Raw genomic sequence first — 17,037 nt, forward strand, 5'->3', positions numbered from 1 at the left:
AAAAGATGAGGGTTAGGAGATGCTTCCTAACTCTTTTCTATTTGTCAAAGGGGGCATGCAGGCAAAATGAGCGACAAGCTGTATACGGTCGGCAAAATCGTCAATACCCATGGCATTCGGGGCGAGCTGAAAATCGTCTCCGAGACGGATTTCCCGGAGGAGCGCTTCGCCAAAAACAGCAAGCTGGTATTTGTTGATCCGGTGTCGGGGACGAAGCTTCCGGTGACCATCGAATCGGCGCGTGAGCATAAACAGATGTTTATTATCCGGTTCCAGGGCTTCGGAAACATTAATGAAGTGGAGAAATACAAGGGCTGGCTGCTCAAGGTGGAGGAGCAATATTTGTCCGAGCTGGAGCCGGATGAATTTTATTACCATGAAATTATCGGCTGTACGGTATGGACGGAGGAAGGCGAGGAGCTGGGCGAGATCAAGGAAATTTTGTCGCCTGGCGCTAACGATGTCTGGGTCGTGAAGCGTCCGAAGGGCAAGGAGCTGCTCCTTCCGTATATCGACGAAGTGGTGCTGGGGGTCAGCATCCCGGAGAAGAAGGTCACCGTCAGGCTGATGGAAGGCCTGCTAGATCTATGAAAGTTGATGTGCTTACGTTATTCCCGGCGATGTTTGACGGCGTGTTCCAGGCGAGTATTTTGGGCAAGGCGCGTGATAAAGGGCTCGTGGAGCTGAACACCGTCAACTTTCGCGACTATGCGAACAACAAGCATAATACGGTGGATGACTACCCGTATGGCGGAGGCGGAGGCATGGTGCTGAAGGCGGAGCCGATTTTCGCGGCGGTGGAGGCGACGGTCGAAGCTGCCGCGGTCGGAGAGGCGTCGCAATCTGCGCAGCAGCCTAAGCCGCGGGTAATTCTGATGTGTCCGCAGGGCGAGCCGTTTTCCCAGCGCAAAGCGGAGGAGTTGTCCCGCGAGCAGCATCTAGTCTTTATTTGCGGCCACTATGAGGGCTACGATGAGCGTATTCGCGAGCATCTGGTCACGGACGAGCTGTCGATTGGCGATTATGTGCTGACGGGCGGCGAGCTGCCGGCGATGGTTGTGATCGACAGCGTTGTCCGGCTGCTGCCGGGCGTGCTGGGCAATGAAACGTCGGCGGTAACGGATTCCTTCAGCACGGGGCTGCTGGAGTATCCGCATTACACGCGCCCGGCGAAATTCCGTGAGTGGGACGTGCCTGAGGTGCTCATTTCCGGCAATCATGCGCATATTGATCAATGGCGGCGGCGGCAATCGCTGTACCGGACATGGACGAAGCGCCCGGACCTGCTGGAGCATATGGAGCTGACCAAGCAGGACCGCAAGTGGCTGGATGAGTTCAAGCGCGAGCAGCCAAATTAGGGGCAGGGGCCCAAAATTACAAGTTGTATTTCGATGCGAGATATGCTATGATGAATCCTGTTGTGGCAATTGCCACGAATACGGTGGTCCTCTGCGCGTATACGCCATGTATCAGTCATCCGAGAACGGCATGAACACCTGTGTGGAAGGAGGAAACATTCATGAGTTTGATTCAAGAAATTACGAAGGAACAGCTTCGCAGCGATATTCCTAGCTTTCGTCCTGGCGACACGCTGAAGGTGTACGTTAAGGTTATCGAGGGAACGCGCGAGCGTATTCAGCTGTTTGAAGGCGTTGTAATTAAACGTCGCGGCGGTGGAATCAGCGAAACGTTCACAGTAAGAAAAATTTCTTACGGTGTTGGCGTTGAGAGAACATTCCCGCTGAATACTCCGAAAATCGACAAGATTGAAGTAGCTCGCCGCGGTAAAGTTCGTCGCGCGAAGCTCTACTATCTGCGCGGTCTTCGCGGTAAAGCAGCAAGAATTCAAGAAATCCGATAAGATGAACACCGGGGGCTTGGTTAACAAGCCCCTGTTCGTTTTCTTCTAGTAACCTTGGCGGAAGGGTAGGAAGCTGATGGAGCAGGAGCAAGAGCAGCAGCAATCCGTAAAACAAGCCAATAAGGTTAAAAATGAGGTTTGGGAATGGGCGAAGGCGCTGCTGATTGCCGCCGTGCTTGTGGTCCTGGTCCGCTGGCTGGTTGCTTCCCCGTTTGTCGTGGAGGGGCCGTCCATGGAGCCGAATTTTTATACCGGTGAAAAAATGATCGTCAACAAGTTTTTATATAAGTTTGCACCGCCGAAGGCCGGCGACGTTGTGGTGTTCCATGCCCCGGACGGGCGGGATTACATTAAACGCGTGATTGCGCTGCCGGGTGATAAAGTGCGGGTCGAAGGCGATAAAGTATTCGTCAATGGCACGCAAATAAATGAAACCTATTTGCAATCGGTGCTGGAGGAGGCCGCGAAAAAAGGCGTTCCTTACAACCGGATGAGCAATTTTGCCGAGCAGACGGTGCCGGAGGGCAATTTGTTTGCGATGGGCGATAATCGCTCGAACAGTATGGATAGCCGGGACAGCCGCGTAGGCTTTGTACCGTTTGGAAAAATTGTAGGAAGGGCGGACGTCATTTATTGGCCGCTCGATAAAATCAGCCTGATCCACTGATTTGCCGTGGATTCAGGCTGAAAGTCTATAGAGGCGAGGTGACCCCTTCACATGACCATTCAATGGTTTCCGGGCCATATGACAAGGGCCCGCAGGCAAATTCAAGACAAGCTGAAGCTGATTGATTTGGCGATTGAGCTGCTGGACGCACGTATTCCGTTGTCGAGCCGCAATCCGATGATTGACGAGATTTTGCAGCAGAAGCCCCGGCTCGTGCTGCTGAACAAAAGCGATCTTGCCGATCCGGAGGCGACAAAGCGCTGGATCGCTTATTTTGCGGATCGCGGCTTGCAGGCGCTGCCTATTGACGCTGCCGGGGGCAACCCGACGCGTGAGATCATTCAGCGCAGCAAGCAGCTGCTGACAGCCAAAATCGAAGCTCAGGTGCGCAAAGGCATGAAGCCGCGCTCGCTGCGCGGGCTGATCGTCGGCATTCCGAATGTCGGCAAGTCCACGCTAATTAACAAAATGGCTGGCCGTAAAATAGCCGCAACCGGCGACAAGCCGGGGGTAACGAAAGGACAGCAGTGGATCAAAATCGGCAGTGAAATGGAGCTGCTGGATACACCGGGTATTTTGTGGCCTAAGTTTGAGGATCAGACGGTCGGCTTCCGGCTGGCGGCTACGGGAGCCATTAAGGAAGAAATTTTAAATACCGCCGAAATTGCTTTGTTTGCCATGCGGTATTTGGTCGGCCATTACCCGCAGGCGCTGGTTGAGCGTTTTGGCATTCAGGAGCTGCCGAGAGATCCGGCGGATACGGAGCAAGTTGTCGCGCTGATGGAAGAGATCGGACGCAAGCGGGGGGCGCTGGTCAGCGGAGGCCGCGTCGATCTGGACAAGGCATCGTTGGCCATCTTGCGAGAGCTGCGCGCAGGCAAGCTCGGGCGAATCAGCATCGAGCAGCCGGAGGAAGCAGCTATCGGGCAAGCGCCGGATGCAACGCGTTAAACCACCTGTAAAAGCCTTCAAGGAACGGTTCTCCCTGAGAAGAGAGCCGTCCTTTGACGGCTTTTTTGTGTTTTAACGCAGGTTGCCGGTTCCCTGGATCGTCACATCGACGTGGATGTCAAATTCGGCTGTCGCGTAGAGAGCCTGCCACTCGCTCCAATCCTCCCGGTTAAAGCTGCGAGCCCGGTACATCAGTCCCAGTCCAAGCGGGTCAAGCTCGGCTTGCTGCAGCAGCTTAAGCAGATGGAGCGCCTTCTTTTGCACAGCTGCCGCGGTTTCCTGCTTGTACACATCAAGCTGCTCAAGGTTTACCGGAGTTTCGGCTTCCTCAATCGCGCCCTCCAGCTTCATTTTGACGCCAATACGCGGCTTGACGGAGCTCGTTTGGCTGAACTCATAGTGCGTGCGTGCGACGTCGATATCGACATAAAACCGGTTTTTGCGGGTAAGGACCTGAACCTGAGAGCGCTCCGCGCGGTTGGACATCATGTTGAACAGCAGCGTATTTTCCGGAGAAAGCTCCAACTGTCGTTTGTTTTTATTAAATACAGCGGCTTGATTAATATAAAACAGCTTTTTATCAGGAGAGCGCTGAATAATCGGCAAAATCGGATCAAGTCCGCGTTCATACAGCCGTTTGCGAAAGTCGAATAAATGCTCGGAGACGATATAGGACGTTTCAGTGCCTGTTTCACCGAAGGTGACGAATAGAGAATTGGCGGGCAGCCGCTCCGATGCCGGGCTTGTATTCAGAATCGCTGCGGCATCGGGCTTGCCGACGCCCATCCAGGCGATCATCTGAATGTCCCGCCGCCGGATGAACCAGTCAATCCATTCACGCACGTTGGAGGTCGACATCGCATCTCCGATCACGATCAGCTTAGCATGGCTGAAATCCAGCTCCTTGTCCACATGCGATTTCATGAGCCGGACAGCCTCGGCGATCGAATCGCCTTCCTCCTGCACGATCGTGAAGGACGAGTTGCCGACACGTGAATTGGCCGAGGGCACAGCCAGCTTGAGCAGCACCCGAATCCGGTTGCCGGGCGTCTCGGCTTTGTCCAGCCCGATGGCGACGACAAAAAAACGCTTGTCGATATCTTTGTAGCCGCAGCCGGCTGCAAGCAAAAGCAGGCAGCAGAGCAACATCACGCCGGGCAGCGCACGGGCACGCATCACGTTCTTCTCCTCCTTCTTCGGGCCATGAAGACAAGGGTCATCACTAGAGAAATCTCGGCCGGGAGCCGCAGCATCATCCAGCCCTCGGCGAGGTGAAAGATATCCCGTTCCCGGGTCAGGTCTTCCGCCACATAGCTGACCGCTACAAAAGCAAGCAGCGTGCCGTACTTGAAGAAGGCTTTGCTGCGCGGCTTGCGGATCATGTCCTTACATACGGCCATAAACAGCTGGTGTGCGACATGCCAATGAATCATAATGCTGACCATCGAAATGGTCACATACAGCAACAAAAAAATTGAAATCAGCCGTTCGACCGGACCATATTGGATTTGCAGGGAATCGGCCGTCACAATCCAAGGGAACGTGTAGTCCTGAACGCCGTCCGCTCCGTGCAGCCCGATTGGAATCATCACCGAGGTCAGCAGATTAAGCAGAGCGAGCAGCGGAACAGGCCACAGCTTTTTTAAAGGAATCGGTTTCTTGATCAGTTTATTAAAGATAACGAGGTTGGAATACCCTGTAAAAATAAATGTCGCAGCGGCAATCGCCTTGTACGACGGCCATACGGCCCAGTAGGTGCCAACCTCCAGGACGGATGACCACATTAAATATTCATTACGGATCGCCTGGTAGAAGATAAGGCTGATCAATGGCACGTTAAGTACCAGCACAAAAACAGCCAGCGCCAAAATTTGCGCCGTCTCCAGAAACAGCATCACCCACACGATAAAGATAGCCAGCACAAGCATCATGGCCGTTCCTTGAAAGCTGGTATTGATGAAGCGGATTGTCAGATTGTTGATCGCCAGCAAGGAAATCAACCCGGCGGTAAACCAAGTCAGGCTTGGGAGCAAAAGCAGCGGCAGCTGAACCCAGCGGGGAGCCCGTGAGAGCAGGTCGGGCAGCGTCTGTCCAGGGAAAGCGTTCATGGACCGCACAAATAAAACAAGCAGCGCGGTTCCGATTCCGATCCCGATCCCTATGGCCATCATAGCGCCCTCAAAGCGTTCGTCAATCAGCATTGTCGGAACAAATACGATGACCTGTACAAGCATGTTGATAAAAAACAAGCTGTAAAACACGCTCATGCGGCGGTCCCTCCCCTCTTAACGCGCTTTGGGCGGTTTGGAAAACACGCGAAAGTAAGGCTGGCCGAAGCTATCCAGATGAACGAGATAGGCGAGCAGCCCCAGCATGCCTAACATCAGTCCGATCAAGCCGAAAAAAATCGTCAGTCCCAATATGATGTATTTGACGACACGCATGGCGAAGCTCATTCCGTTAACCGGAATAACAAAGTTGGAAATCGCCACTGCCGCTACGATGATGATCATAATATTTGAAACAAGTCCGGCTTCGGTCGCAGCTTGCCCCAAAATCAGCCCGCCTACCGTCGTAGCGGTGGACCCGATCGTTTTGGGCAGCCGTACGCTGGCTTCGGTTAACAGCTCCATCATCAGCAGCATAAACAGCACTTCCAGAAAAGCGGGATACGGCACGCTGACACGGCTGCCTGCGATCGACAAAGCAAGCTGAACACGGAATAGCTCGGGATTAAAGGCGGTCACTCCGACATACAGAGCCGGGAGCGTCAAGCTGATCATCAATCCGATATACCGGAGTCCCAGTAAAAACCGGCTGATCCAATACGAATGGTACAAGTCCTCCATCGAGGACATAAAATCATAAAAAACAGCAGGCACAAGCAGTGCAAACGGAGAGCCCTGGTCCAGCAGGGCGATTTTGCCCTGGGCCAGATTGTAAGCCGCCCGATCAGGTCGTTCGGTAATCATCACGGTTGGAAACAAGGAGCGCTTGGCGCGTGTCATATGGGTTTGCAGCTGCCCAAGCCCTTGCAAGGAGTCAATCTGCACCGAACTGAGCGCTTGCCGGGTTTGCCGCAGCGTTTCCGGCGGGGTTTGCTCACGGTCGTATACGAGTGTAATCGGCGTTTGGGTGAGCCGCCCGATCTGGTGCAGCTCGATGCTCAAGGAGGCTTGCGGGTACCGATTGCGCAGCAGACTGATATTGGTCAGCAAATTTTCGCTGAATGCATGCTGCGGCCCCTGGATCACCTTTTCGATGCTTGCTTCCAACGGCTCGGCGTAGTTAGGCTTCCGGCAGTCGATAACATACAAGGCTCCGAACTGAACCGCAACGGCTCCATTCAGCACTTGCTGGGCCACTGTGCCTTGCATCTGCGGAAATACAGGGCCAGCCATAGCCCGTAAATAGTCGGTAAATTGCCCGGAGTCCGCAGCCTGGAAAAAATGGGCAAACAGCAGATCATGAATTTTCTGTTCATCACAGATCGAGCTGAAATAAAGCAGCTGTACGGAGAAGCCGTTGCTGTGCATCTCGTTATGGACGAGGTCGGCTGGCGAGCCGAGCAGTTGAATCAGCTCGTTCCATTGTTCGGTTGCCTGCGGATTATCCACGTTCACAGGAATGTACCTCCGATCCTTGTGATAGGCTGGACAGATTTCCCTAGTATGTGTGCCTGCCCCTGTGACTATGCAAAGGAAAGAGGTAAAGAACGCCTGAATCTGCCGGGAGAGGAGTGGTCAGTTCAGGCGGCTGTGCGCTATAATGGAAGAAAGGCTAAAACCGGGAGCGAATGTCAATGCGTGATAATTTAAGCTATGAACGCAGCTATTGGGAGCAGGGGAAAAGCAGGATCGCCGGTGTCGATGAGGTTGGCCGGGGCTGTTTGTTCGGGGATGTGGTTGCCGCCGCCGTCATCCTGCCGCCGGGGCTTGTGCTGGAAGGCGTCCATGATTCGAAGCAGCTGAGCGTGAAAAAACGGGAGGCGCTGTACGATCACATTACGGAGCAGGCGCTGGCGGTTAGTGTCGGCATTGCTGATGTAGCGACGATCGAGCAGATTAACATCAAGCAGGCGGCGCGCATGGCGATGAAGCAGGCCGTGGACACGCTGTCCGTCCGTCCGGACATGCTGCTGGTCGATGCAGAGAAAATCGACTCGGACGTGGAGCAGCTGGCAATTATTCAAGGGGATGCGCTGAGCCAGTCGATTGCTGCCGCTTCCATTATCGCGAAGGTGACGCGTGACCGAATGTGTCTAGATTGGGAACGGTTATATCCTGGTTATGAGATCGCGGCACATAAGGGATATGCAACCCGCGTCCACCGGGAGCGGATCGTCGAGCTTGGGCCGACGCCGCTGCATCGGCGTTTATTTTTACGCAATATTGTGGCGGAGCTGGAGCAGCAGGTGCTGTTCTAACGACCGAAAAGGAGCTGAAGGCGATGTCAGAACGGATTAAAGTTTCAACAGGTTCGCCATGGGAGCCGATTGTCGGCTACAGTCGGGCTATTCGCATCGGAAATGTCGTAGAGGTGGCCGGCACAACAGCCATGAAGGATGGCGAAGTTGTCGGAAAGGGCAGCGCTTATACGCAGACGATACATATTTTAGAGCAGATTGAAGCGGCGTTGGTTCAGGTGGGAGCCAGCATGGCGGATGTCGTCAGAACCCGGATGTTCGTCACTGATATCAGTCAATGGGAAGACATCGGCAAGGCGCACGGACAGTTTTTCCAACACATCCGGCCGGTCGCTACGATGGTTGAGGTGAAAGCGTTGATTGATCCGGAGCTGCTGGTGGAAATTGAAGTGCAGGCTATTGTGGAGGAACGTGAACAGAATCAGAATCGGAATCTGAATCGGTGAAAATAAGGGCTGGAGATGCCGATATAACTAATGCAGCTCGTTCAGCCTATAGCATGAGTATGAAGCGGAAAAAGGCGAACAGCAGCAAAGGCTTCCGTTTCGGCGGGGCGGGTAGTGTCCATGGGGAGAGGACTTTTGTAAGCCATTGTCTTTCGTAGGGTGGACATGTAAATAGGATGTCGTTGGAGACACGTGAGCGAGCCTAAACCCAGATTTAGTTGGTTGAGGCTCGTGAGGATCAAGATCTGGATAAGTGGACGGTGGGAGAGAAAGTGGGGTAATGTCCACCTTTTAAAAGACAGATGTCTACTGAGGGCGGACAAGCTGCTGACTTGAATGGCTCCCGCTACTATTGGACTGAAGATTACAAATTTTATCTTACGAAAAGCTCTGCCTGTACATGCTATAATTTGCAGAAAGCCGGCACGGGAGGATGGCAGCGAGTTGTCCGCCCGCGTCGGCTTTCCTGCACAGGAAACGGACCCGAGGCAGATGCGTCACGCGGGCAAAAGGAGGAAGCCACGTTGAATATTGGAGGAATCATCCGCGGGCTGGTCGGGGATGCGCATATTCAGGAGCCGAAAAAGCTGGAGCTGAAGGTCGGACAAGTTGTAAAAGGCGTCGTGCAGCAGCAGCTTCCGAATCAGGAGGCGATTGTGAATATAGGCGGTGTGCAGGTTCGCGCCCAACTGGAAACGCCGTTGAAGCAGGGGGAGCTGACGATGCTGCAGGTGCAGCCCGAATCGGCTAACGGCCAAGTGGTCTTGAAGCCGCTGCAAGCCTCGCAGGTTCAGATTGCGGATACATCGCTCGGCGAAGTGATCAAAACGTTAGGGTTGGAGGACACGCCGGAAAATCGTCAGCTGGTGCAGCAGCTGCATCAGAACGGAGTGGCGTTGACGAAGGAGAATGTGAAAGCTTTTGTCGAGCTGCAGACCGCGATGTCGGGTCTGAGCAAACCGCTGCCGCAAGCGGAATGGCTGCCGACTGCCGTGCTTGCCTTTCAAAAAGGGCTGCCGCTGACGACCGAAACGGTGCTTTCGCTGCGTCAGGCGGTGCAAGGCCCGCCTCTTCATGATACGCTGGAGCAGCTGTCAGCGGTGCTTGACCAAGCCGAGAAAGCAGGCGGCAAGGAGCTGACGCCGCAAACGCGTGCGCTGCTGGACACGGCGAAGGCTTTGCTGCTGCAAGTTCGCAACGAGGGCAGTCAGCTGACGGGCAGTGCGGCGGCAGGCGCAGGAGCGCCAGCGCCGCAGGCGAACAGTGCGGCGGCAAGCGCAGGAGCGCCAGCGCCGCAGGCGAACAGTGCGGCGGCAAGCGCAGGAGCGCCAGCGCCGCAGGCAGGCAGTGCGGCGGCAGGCGCAGGAGCGCCAGCGCCGCATGCAGGCAATGCGGCAGCAGGCGCAGGAGCGCCAGCGCCGCAGGCAGGCAGTGCGGCGGCAGGCGCAGGAGCGCCAGCGCCGCAGGCGAACAGTGCGGCGGCAGGCGCAGGAGCGCCAGCGCCGCAGGCAGGCAGTGCGGCGGCAGGCGCAGGAGCGCCAGCGCCGTAGGCAGGCAGTGCGGCGGCAGGCGCAGGAGCGCCAGTGCCGCAGGCGAAAAGTGCGGCGGCAGGCGCAGGAGCGCCAGCGCTGCAGGCAGGCAGTGCGGCGGCAGGCGCAGGAGCGCCAGTGCCGCAGGCGAAAAGTGCGGCGGCAGGCGCAGGAGCGCCAGCGCCGCAGGCAGGCAGTGCGGCGGCAGGCGCAGGAGCGCCAGCGCCGCAGGCAGGCAGTGCGGCGGCAGGCGCAGGGGCGCCAGCGCCGCAGGCAGGCAATGCGGCAGCAGGCGCGGGAGCGCCAGCACCGCAGGCAGGCAGTGCGGCGGCAGGCGCAGGAGCGCCAGCGCCGCAGGCGAACAGCGCGGCGGCAGGCGCAGGAGCGCCAGCGCCGCAGGCGCAAGCCGGCGCCGCACCGGCCGAGCCACAGGAGCATATGCTGGGGCGGTTGATGAAGACGCTTGGCATTGAGCATGAGCAGCAAGCGGTCAGATTACTTGGAGCAGAGGACGGGAAACCGGCCGGTATGCCGGACAAAACGGCCGATTCGTTAAAAAGCGTGCTGCTGCAGCTCGCCCAGTCCGCCGATGCGCCAGATGAGATCAAGCAGGTCGCCCAGCAGGCCGTTCATCAAATTACGGGGCAGCAGCTGTTATTAACGAATGACCGGACGGCCATGTTTTCGCATCTGACGATGTTTGTCCCGATTGTGCAGGCGGACGGCACGCAGACAGCCGCGATTCATATTCAATCCCGCAAAGGGAAAAACGGCGCGCTTGACGCGAGCAATTGCCGCCTTGTGTTTGATTTGCAGATGAAGGCGCTCGGACATACATTGGTGGATGTGCAGGTCGTGAACCGGATTGTCAGCCTGCATGTGCACAACGATTTGCCGCACACCCAGGCGCTGCTGGAGGCGTACCGGGAGGAGATTGCCGGGGGACTTGCGTCGATTGGCTATCAATTTATTTCGATGAAGGTCAGTCCTTATCCGGATAAGCTGAGTGAGCTGAACGAGCCTGCGGGGCAAGGCGGGAGCAAGGAGCAATTGCTTGGCGTCAATGCGGGCGGGTATGCACAGAAGCCGTATAAAGGGGTGGATATTCGCTTATGAGCGAACAGCCGTCAACGCTAAAAAAAGCCGTTGCGCTCAAGTACGCCCCGGAGGCTTCGGCCGCGCCGAAAATTATTGCGAAAGGCTCGGGCCGCATCGCCGATAAAATTATGGAGCGCGCAAAGGAAAGCGGCGTGCCGATCCAAGAGGACCCTTCCCTGGTTGAGGTGTTGTCCAAGCTGGATATTGATCAGGAAATACCTCCGGAGCTGTACAAGCTGGTGGCCGAGGTGCTTTCGTATATTTACCGTTCCGACTCCAGAGCGAAGGAATGGAGGCGTGAGCCGACTTGAAGGAGCGATTGGCGGGACGCAAGCGGCTCGGTGAGCAAGGTGAAGCGGAAGCAGCCGGTTATTTGCAGCAGCAAGGACTTCTCATCATCGACCGCAACTGGAGATGCCGGACAGGGGAAATTGATCTGGTTGCGGAGGAGAACGGGGTGCTTGTTTTTGTCGAGGTGCGTACGCGCAGCCATGGCGCGGCATTTGGCACACCCGAGGAATCCGTTAATGCGCGCAAGCAGCACAAGATGCTGGAGACGGCCAAGGTGTACGTTCATCTCAAAGGCAAGCATGCGCTGCAAATTCGGTTTGATGTCGTGTCCGTGCGTATGCATCCGGGCGGCGAAGTAACCGGGCTAACCCATATCCGCAACGTGCTTGGCTAGGGCGCGCTGCGGATTTTTTGGTGTGAGCTGAAAGCTTTTATCCTCGCAAGAACCCGTAAGAATGAATGTATGCCGATGAGCGTGGTCGCTCATCCTCGAAAGGCCTCGATGGAAGTTTTTTTGTCAAGGCAGCGGTATTGCAGCGCTTCTGCAACATGCGAGCTGGCGATGTCCGCGCAGTCCTCCAGATCGGCGATCGTCCGGGCGATTTTTAAAATACGGTCATGGGAACGAACGCTCATGCCCAGCGCATGAAAGGCTTGCTCCAGCAGGCTGGAGGCGGTCGCGTCAAGCTGACAGTACGTGCGCAGCAGTCTGCCGGTCAACTCGCCGTTAAACAGCACGCCGTTCTGGCGGTAACGCTTTAGCTGAATCCGGTGCGTGCGCTCGACCGTTTCTCTCATCGCGTCCGAGGAAAGCGGGCTGTCGGGGAGCGCGAGCTGGGCGTAAGGCACACGGGGCACCTCGACATGCAAATCCATCCGATCCAGCAGCGGACCGGAAATCCGGGAACGGTACTGCCTCACTTTAAGCGGCGAGCAGATGCAGCCTGACGACGTGTAGTCGGCGGCGTCCCCGAACAAGCCGCAAGGACATGGATTCATCGAACCGACCAGCAAAAAGTGAGCGGGAAAGCGGTACACGGCTTTGGCCCGGCTAATCGTGACCGAGTGATCCTCCATCGGCTGGCGAAGCACCTCCAGCGCAGCGCGTGAAAATTCGGGCAGCTCGTCGAGAAACAGCACGCCCCGGTGAGCGAGGCTGATTTCGCCCGGCTTCGGAATGCCGCCGCCGCCGACAAGTCCGGCCGCTGAAATCGTATGATGCGGCATGCGGAACGGTCGGTTGCGCACGAGCTGGCGGCGGTCGGGCAGCTTGCCGGATACGCTGTAAATTTTGGTTACTTCCAGCGCCTCCTGCTCGTCCATCGGCGGCATAATGGTGGGCAGCCGCTTCGCCAGCATCGTTTTGCCCGTACCCGGCGGCCCCACAAGCATCAGGTTATGCATCCCGGCCGCGCTGATCATCAGCGCCCGCTTCACATGCTGCTGCCCGCGTACATCCGCGTAATCCTCTACGCTGCCTGCACCCCCCGTTACTCCATCACCAGCGACTCCGCCAGAGGCCGCGCTGCCCGCAGCAAATGAAGCGCTCCGGCTCCACTCCGCCAAATGCCGGGCCGGCTGCACCGCGCACCCGCTCATCCAGCCGGCTTCCTCGGCATTGTCGGCAGGCACGATGACCCGTGTCAAGCTGCCTGTCCTCGCCGCTTCCATCATGGACAATACACCCGGCACCGGACGGATGGAGCCGTCGAGCGACAGCTCCCCGATGACCAGCGTGCCGTCCAATGACCCTGGCTCCAGCTGCCCGCTGGTCGCCAAGATGCCAAGCGCAATAGCCAGGTCAAACGCCGAGCCTTCCTTGCGAATATCGGCAGGCGCCATATTAATCGTAATTCGCTGCAGCGGGAAGGTGAACCCGCAATTTTTAATCGCGGCCCGCACCCGTTCGATGGATTCCTTGACCGCATTGTCCGGCAGTCCAACGATGTTGACCTGGGGCAGCCCATTGCTTAAATCCACCTCAACTTCGATCAACCGGCCTTCCACGCCATGCAGGCAAGCGCTGATGGCCTTTCCATATAACATAAAAAACACCTTCCCCATGAAATGTTCATGGCTCAAGGTGCTTCCTCATTCGCCTGTTCGTTGGTTTTATTGTAAACGCCGTCTGCCGGATTGGCAAGAGGGCGGGTTGCATCGTATGAAATCGTATGAAAAGGAGGTATTCCGCCGCGCTGTGCAAAAATGTCCAAGTCCGCAAAAGAAAGCAACGGCTGCAAACCGGCCTTACAAAAAAGTAGCATTGCCCGATCCGGTTATTCGGGGTTCAATAAGATCATACCCGATATGATGAGGAGGAACTGCCTTGTTTGAGCTGCAAGCTTTCAAGCAACCCGGAGCCGCTTACCGCGTGCATCCGTTCTGGTTTTGGAATGGTGAGATGGAGGACGAACAAATTCGTCTGCAACTTCGTGAAATGGCCGAGCAGGGCGTCGGTGGTTTTTTTATATGCGCCCGCCAAGGGCTGAAGGTTCCTTACTTGTCCGACAGCTGGTTTGCCAAGGTGCGTGTGGCCGTAGAGGCCGCAGCGGAATACGGCCTGCACGCCTGGCTGTATGATGAATACCCGTATCCTAGCGGCATTGCGGGCGGCGAGGTAACGCTGGAGCATCCGGATGCGAAGCATTACACGCTTGTTCACCGGACGGAGCGCGCGGTTGGCGGACAACGCCTGAAGCTTGAGCTGCCGTGGGCGCGCATTTTATACGCCAAGGCTGTACCGGTGAACGCTGCCGGGGAGCGGAGCTGGCAGGACGCTGTGGATATCCGGGGCAGCATCGGCAATTTGCAGGCGGACCCGATTTTCCAGAAGGCCGGACTGACGGCATATAATCAGAAACGTTTTTTTACTTACCGGACGATTCAGCTGCTGGATTGGGAAGCGCCGGACGGCGAGTGGGACGTGCTGGTCATTCAGGAAGAGGAGATCGAGGATTTTAAATATTACGGAACCTTCGTCGATCCGTGCAACCGGGAGGCGATGGCGACATTTATCCGGCTGACGCATGAGAAATATGCGCAGCATTTGTCCGCTTATTTCGGGACGACGATCAAGGGCATGTTTACGGATGAGATCGGGCTGCTGGGTCATGTGCCTTGGTCGCCGCAGCTCACTGACTTTTTCCTGAAGCTGCACGGGTACGAGCTGCGCGACCATCTGTATGCGCTTATTTTGGCCGACGAGCCTGGCACGGCGAAAATTCGCTACGATTATTATGAGGCAGTTCACCAGCTGCTGCTGGACAGCTACCATAAGCAGGTGCATGACTGGTGCGAAGCTCACGGGCTGGAATACGTAACCGAGGTGCCGGCGGTTCGCCATACGACCCAGTTGTACAGCCATGTTCCGGGAGGCGATACCGGCCATGAGAAGCTGGGCCGCTCGCTCGACTGGATTTTGCAGAAGGCGGCGTGCAATTTCCGGTACAATGCCAAGATGACCAGCTCGATTGCCCGACAGCTAAGCAGGCCGCGCAATTTGATCGAATGCTTCCACAGCGTCGGCTGGTCGATGACCTTGCAGGATGCGAAGTGGATGATTGACCGGCTGGCTGCGCTCGGCACGAACTTTTACAATTTCCATGCGTTTTTCTATACGCTGGACGGCTTGACGAAGCATGATGCGCCGCCGTCGCAGTTTCTGCAAAACCCGTACTGGCAGCATTTCCGGCTGCTGGGCGATTATACCGGACGGATCAGCTACGTCATGAGCCAGGGAGAGGCGGCGATTTCCATTGCGCTGCTGCAGCCGACAACCTCGCTCTGGGCGGAGATGGGCAATCCGTTCCATGGCTTTACGTATGGCGGCCATGATCCGGAGGAGCAGCGCAGACTGGAGGCGTTGAAGCGCTGGTGGGGCGGGATCGGCAGCGCGCTTATCAAAAGCGATCACGATTATGATGAGCTTGATGCGGGGCTGCTCGCCCAAGCGGATATTGAGCAAGGGCAGCTTGTCGTCGGCCAGGCCCGCTACAAGGTGCTGGTGCTGCCGCCGCTGACGAATCTGGAGGCCGGAGCGATCCGGAAGGTGATCGCTTTCCTGCAAGCGGGCGGCACCGTGATTTCGCTTGGCCAGCTTCCTGGAGAGCAGCTTGGCGGGCTGGCAGGCGAAGCTGACCTGCTGGGGCAGGCCTTCGGGCTGGAGCGGACCGTTCCGGCGGGCTTCTGGGAGGCAGCCGCCGCTGAAGGCGCTGCGGCTGCGGAAGTGCTCGTGACGGGAGCGGAAGGTATGGCCGCCGATTCGGCAGCGCCGTCCCCTGCGCAGCGAGAGCTGAGCTGGAGTAAAGGCGTAACCGCCGGGTATTATTTGCCATTCGGCGAAGCCGCCGACCAGACGGCGGTGGAGGAGCGATTGTTCACGCTGCTGGACGAGCTTCAGCCGGCGGCGGTGAAGCTGCTGCCGGCCGACCGCGGCCGCGGCTTGCTGACGCAGCTGCGTTACGTATCCGCAGATCAGGCGCTGTATTTCATCAGCAATCAGGAAGACCGGGAGCATGAGCTGCTGCTGCAGGTGGAGGAGCAGTTGTGGACAGACGCGGGCAGTCTGGCCGGGGAAAGCGAGGCGGCGTTCTGCGAGCTGTCGCTTGACGATGGCAGTGAAGCCGTGCTGGCAGGACGCCGCGACGGTTCGGCCTGGCAGCTGCCGGTCAAGCTGGCGGCGTATGAATCCAGGCTCATTCAGATCGTCCGCACGCCTCGCGCCGATGCCGGGCAAGCACAGGCTGCACCGGCGGAGCGCCAGCATCTGAGCGTCGATAGCGGCGGCATGTGGAGCCTGAGCGCTTTACAGGACAACGCGGTCAGACTGGATACGTTCCGTCTGGAGGTCAGCCGTCCGGGGGGCGAGCGTCTGCTGGCCGCGGACCGGGTGCCGGTCAAGACGTTTATTGATCAATGCGCCGATCTGGCCGCCGGTCATACGCTGCCGGTGACGATGGATCAGCTGTTTGGCACGCCGATGAAGCTGGAGCTGGCGTATCCGCTGCATGCGCGGTACATCACAGCGCTGACGGTCCAGGGACCGGTTGCAAACGGAATGCGGCTTGTTGTCGATCAGGCTGCCTTGTCCGGCAGCTGGACGATTGCGGTCAATGGGCATAAGCTGACGGCCGCCGACTTCCAGCCGTATTTCCTGTACGATCACCGCAATCAAAGTGCGGTCATCAGCGCTTATGTGCAGCCAGGCGTGAACGTCATTGAAATTGAGGTTGAGATCGCGCATGACTGGGACGGTCTCGTTGATGCGGTGTATGTGACGGGCGCCTTCGATGTACGGTTCGACGCGGAGCAGCAGGTTGTGCTTCAGCCGTCCGCTGTACAGCAGGCGCCGTTGAAGGCCGGTCCGTATCCCGGTTATCCGTATTACGCCGGGCGATTCGCCTTCGAGCGTACGGTGGAGCTATCCGGCTGGGTTGCCTCCGGCGAGTTTGAGCTTGTTCTCGATCAGCTCGATACGGAGTTCCACGACAGCGCCGAGGTGCTTGTCAACGGACATTCGCTTGGCGTTCGCGCCTGGTCTCCTTACCGTTGGACAGGATCGGCCGCTTGGCTGCACAGCGGGGAAAACCGGATCGAGGTGCGGGTAACAGGCACGCTGATCGGTCTGCTGGAGGGCAAGTATTTCCACTATGCCTCTCATGAGCTAAGGTCTGTACACACGGCGGGTTAAACCCCGCAAACCGTTGATTTACCTAGGCTTTGCATAAAAGTCGCAGCCCGCAAAAATGTCGCAGCCGACATCTTGCGGG

Annotated in this window: 16 protein-coding genes; 12 read left to right on the forward strand and 4 right to left on the reverse strand. The window is 57.3% G+C overall.

The features are described 5' to 3' along the window. Positions 1 to 66: 66 nt before the first annotated feature. The 5 genes from rimM to ylqF all read left to right on the forward strand — a co-directional run bounded on the left by rimM (position 67) and on the right by ylqF (position 3,479). The gene (gene rimM, locus AC6ROY_RS05340) at positions 67 to 591 is read left to right on the forward strand and encodes a ribosome maturation factor RimM (RefSeq protein ID WP_500099030.1); all 525 of its coding nucleotides are present in this window, start codon (positions 67 to 69) and stop codon (positions 589 to 591) included. Then, a complete protein-coding gene (trmD, locus tag AC6ROY_RS05345) occupies positions 588 to 1,358 on the forward strand; it encodes a tRNA (guanosine(37)-N1)-methyltransferase TrmD (RefSeq protein WP_500099031.1) in 771 nt (256 codons plus the stop codon). Before rimM ends, trmD begins: the two co-directional genes overlap by 4 nt. A 161-nt stretch (positions 1,359 to 1,519) precedes the next feature. Next, complete coding sequence (gene rplS / locus AC6ROY_RS05350; RefSeq protein ID WP_500099033.1) at positions 1,520 to 1,861, forward strand: 50S ribosomal protein L19; 342 nt, start codon at positions 1,520 to 1,522, stop codon at positions 1,859 to 1,861. Between the two features lie 76 nt (positions 1,862 to 1,937). Further along, complete coding sequence (lepB, locus tag AC6ROY_RS05355) at positions 1,938 to 2,528, forward strand: signal peptidase I (RefSeq protein ID WP_500099034.1); 591 nt, start codon at positions 1,938 to 1,940, stop codon at positions 2,526 to 2,528. A 51-nt stretch (positions 2,529 to 2,579) separates the two neighbouring features. Beyond that, on the forward strand, positions 2,580 to 3,479 hold the full coding sequence (gene ylqF / locus AC6ROY_RS05360; RefSeq protein ID WP_500099036.1) for a ribosome biogenesis GTPase YlqF: 900 nt from the start codon (positions 2,580 to 2,582) through the stop codon (positions 3,477 to 3,479). Positions 3,480 to 3,551: 72 nt separating this feature from the next. Here ylqF and AC6ROY_RS05365 read toward each other — a convergent pair whose 3' ends face one another. The 3 genes from AC6ROY_RS05365 to AC6ROY_RS05375 are packed head-to-tail and all read right to left on the reverse strand — an operon-like array spanning position 3,552 to position 7,102. Next, positions 3,552 to 4,655, reverse strand: a complete 1,104-nt coding sequence (locus AC6ROY_RS05365; protein WP_500099275.1) for a Ger(x)C family spore germination protein — start codon at positions 4,653 to 4,655, stop codon at positions 3,552 to 3,554. Beyond that, positions 4,655 to 5,746 (reverse strand): GerAB/ArcD/ProY family transporter, encoded by a 1,092-nt coding sequence (locus tag AC6ROY_RS05370; protein ID WP_500099038.1) that lies wholly within the window; start codon positions 5,744 to 5,746, stop codon positions 4,655 to 4,657. Before AC6ROY_RS05370 ends, AC6ROY_RS05365 begins: the two co-directional genes overlap by 1 nt. Before the next feature lie 18 nt (positions 5,747 to 5,764). Next, on the reverse strand, positions 5,765 to 7,102 hold the full coding sequence (locus AC6ROY_RS05375; protein ID WP_500099040.1) for a spore germination protein: 1,338 nt from the start codon (positions 7,100 to 7,102) through the stop codon (positions 5,765 to 5,767). 179 nt (positions 7,103 to 7,281) lie between these two features. Between AC6ROY_RS05375 and rnhB the strand changes: the two genes are divergently transcribed. The 6 genes from rnhB to AC6ROY_RS05405 all read left to right on the forward strand — a co-directional run bounded on the left by rnhB (position 7,282) and on the right by AC6ROY_RS05405 (position 11,663). Next, positions 7,282 to 7,905 carry a ribonuclease HII gene (rnhB, locus tag AC6ROY_RS05380; RefSeq protein WP_500099041.1) on the forward strand — a complete coding sequence of 208 codons (624 nt, stop codon included), beginning with the start codon at positions 7,282 to 7,284 and terminating at the stop codon, positions 7,903 to 7,905. Between the two features lie 23 nt (positions 7,906 to 7,928). After that, positions 7,929 to 8,351, forward strand: coding sequence for a RidA family protein (locus tag AC6ROY_RS05385; RefSeq protein WP_500099043.1), 423 nt, complete (start codon positions 7,929 to 7,931; stop codon positions 8,349 to 8,351). Positions 8,352 to 8,875: 524 nt separating this feature from the next. Continuing rightward, positions 8,876 to 9,901, forward strand: a complete 1,026-nt coding sequence (locus AC6ROY_RS05390) for a TP0910 N-terminal domain-containing protein (RefSeq protein WP_500099044.1) — start codon at positions 8,876 to 8,878, stop codon at positions 9,899 to 9,901. Between the two features lie 33 nt (positions 9,902 to 9,934). After that, complete coding sequence (locus tag AC6ROY_RS05395; protein ID WP_500099045.1) at positions 9,935 to 10,996, forward strand: hypothetical protein; 1,062 nt, start codon at positions 9,935 to 9,937, stop codon at positions 10,994 to 10,996. Continuing rightward, complete coding sequence (locus AC6ROY_RS05400) at positions 10,993 to 11,289, forward strand: EscU/YscU/HrcU family type III secretion system export apparatus switch protein (protein WP_500099046.1); 297 nt, start codon at positions 10,993 to 10,995, stop codon at positions 11,287 to 11,289. Before AC6ROY_RS05395 ends, AC6ROY_RS05400 begins: the two co-directional genes overlap by 4 nt. Next, on the forward strand, positions 11,286 to 11,663 hold the full coding sequence (locus tag AC6ROY_RS05405; RefSeq protein ID WP_500099047.1) for a YraN family protein: 378 nt from the start codon (positions 11,286 to 11,288) through the stop codon (positions 11,661 to 11,663). Before AC6ROY_RS05400 ends, AC6ROY_RS05405 begins: the two co-directional genes overlap by 4 nt. Before the next feature lie 89 nt (positions 11,664 to 11,752). On the opposite strand, the gene AC6ROY_RS05410 is transcribed toward AC6ROY_RS05405, so the two are convergent. After that, positions 11,753 to 13,315, reverse strand: a complete 1,563-nt coding sequence (locus AC6ROY_RS05410) for a YifB family Mg chelatase-like AAA ATPase (RefSeq protein WP_500099048.1) — start codon at positions 13,313 to 13,315, stop codon at positions 11,753 to 11,755. A 280-nt stretch (positions 13,316 to 13,595) separates the two neighbouring features. Between AC6ROY_RS05410 and AC6ROY_RS05415 the strand changes: the two genes are divergently transcribed. Further along, positions 13,596 to 16,958, forward strand: a complete 3,363-nt coding sequence (locus AC6ROY_RS05415) for a glycosyl hydrolase (RefSeq protein WP_500099049.1) — start codon at positions 13,596 to 13,598, stop codon at positions 16,956 to 16,958. Positions 16,959 to 17,037: the final 79 nt, after the last annotated feature.

The organism is Paenibacillus sp. sg306046 (assembly GCF_059821225.1).

Excerpts from the sequence above, each read along its gene's own strand:
- rimM (WP_500099030.1), top strand. The coding sequence starts at position 67 with ATGAGCGACAAGCTGTATACGGTCGGCAAAATCGTCAATACCCATGGC.
- trmD (WP_500099031.1), top strand. The coding sequence starts at position 588 with ATGAAAGTTGATGTGCTTACGTTATTCCCGGCGATGTTTGACGGCGTG.
- rplS (WP_500099033.1), top strand. The coding sequence starts at position 1,520 with ATGAGTTTGATTCAAGAAATTACGAAGGAACAGCTTCGCAGCGATATT.
- lepB (WP_500099034.1), top strand. The coding sequence starts at position 1,938 with ATGGAGCAGGAGCAAGAGCAGCAGCAATCCGTAAAACAAGCCAATAAG.
- ylqF (WP_500099036.1), top strand. The coding sequence starts at position 2,580 with ATGACCATTCAATGGTTTCCGGGCCATATGACAAGGGCCCGCAGGCAA.
- AC6ROY_RS05365 (WP_500099275.1), bottom strand. The coding sequence starts at position 4,655 with ATGCGTGCCCGTGCGCTGCCCGGCGTGATGTTGCTCTGCTGCCTGCTT.
- AC6ROY_RS05370 (WP_500099038.1), bottom strand. The coding sequence starts at position 5,746 with ATGAGCGTGTTTTACAGCTTGTTTTTTATCAACATGCTTGTACAGGTC.
- rnhB (WP_500099041.1), top strand. The coding sequence starts at position 7,282 with ATGCGTGATAATTTAAGCTATGAACGCAGCTATTGGGAGCAGGGGAAA.
- AC6ROY_RS05385 (WP_500099043.1), top strand. The coding sequence starts at position 7,929 with ATGTCAGAACGGATTAAAGTTTCAACAGGTTCGCCATGGGAGCCGATT.
- AC6ROY_RS05400 (WP_500099046.1), top strand. The coding sequence starts at position 10,993 with ATGAGCGAACAGCCGTCAACGCTAAAAAAAGCCGTTGCGCTCAAGTAC.
- AC6ROY_RS05410 (WP_500099048.1), bottom strand. The coding sequence starts at position 13,315 with ATGTTATATGGAAAGGCCATCAGCGCTTGCCTGCATGGCGTGGAAGGC.